Annotated in this window: 1 protein-coding gene; it reads left to right on the top strand. The window is 74.1% G+C overall.

Translation table 11 applies throughout. The annotated features are described in order from the left end of the window. Positions 1-19 precede the first annotated feature (19 nt). Positions 20-537 (top strand): KR domain-containing protein (locus ABEB00_RS35765; protein WP_345624911.1); only part of this gene is annotated, 518 nt, incomplete at its 3' end.

Here is a 537-nt window from a genome sequence, read left to right as displayed (position 1 = left end):
GGAGGACACCCGGCTGGTCGTGGTGACGCGGGGTGCGGTGCCGGCCGGGGGTGACGAGACGGTCACCGATCCGGGTGGTGCGGGGGTGTGGGGGTTGATCCGCGCGGCGCAGGCCGAGAATCCGGACGGGATCGTCCTCGTCGACACTGACCTCGACCCGGGCACCGAGCTGGACGCGACGGTCCTTGCGGCCGTGCTGGCGACCGGTGAGTCGCAGGTGGCGGTGCGTGGTGCGGGGTTGTTCGTGCCTCGTCTGGTCCGTGCGGTGCCGGCCGGTCCGGTGGGGCCGGTGCTGGATCCGGAGGGGGTGGTGCTGATCACGGGTGGTACGGGTTCGCTTGCGGGTCTGCTGGCGCGGCATCTGGTGGTCCGGCACGGTGTCCGGCATCTGGTGCTGGTGAGCCGGCGGGGGCTGGAGGCGGACGGGGCCCGGGAGCTGGTGGCGGAGCTGGAGTCGCTGGGTGCCGAGTCGGTGGCGGTGCCGGCCTGTGATGTGACGGACCGGGACGCGGTGGCCGCGCTGCTGGGCGGGCTGGG

The organism is Streptomyces ziwulingensis (assembly GCF_039542605.1).
In the GTDB taxonomy this organism is placed as follows: Bacteria; Actinomycetota; Actinomycetes; order Streptomycetales; family Streptomycetaceae; genus Streptomyces; species Streptomyces ziwulingensis.
Note: the sequence above shows the minus strand (reverse complement) of the source record. Positions and strands in the feature narration are given on the sequence as shown.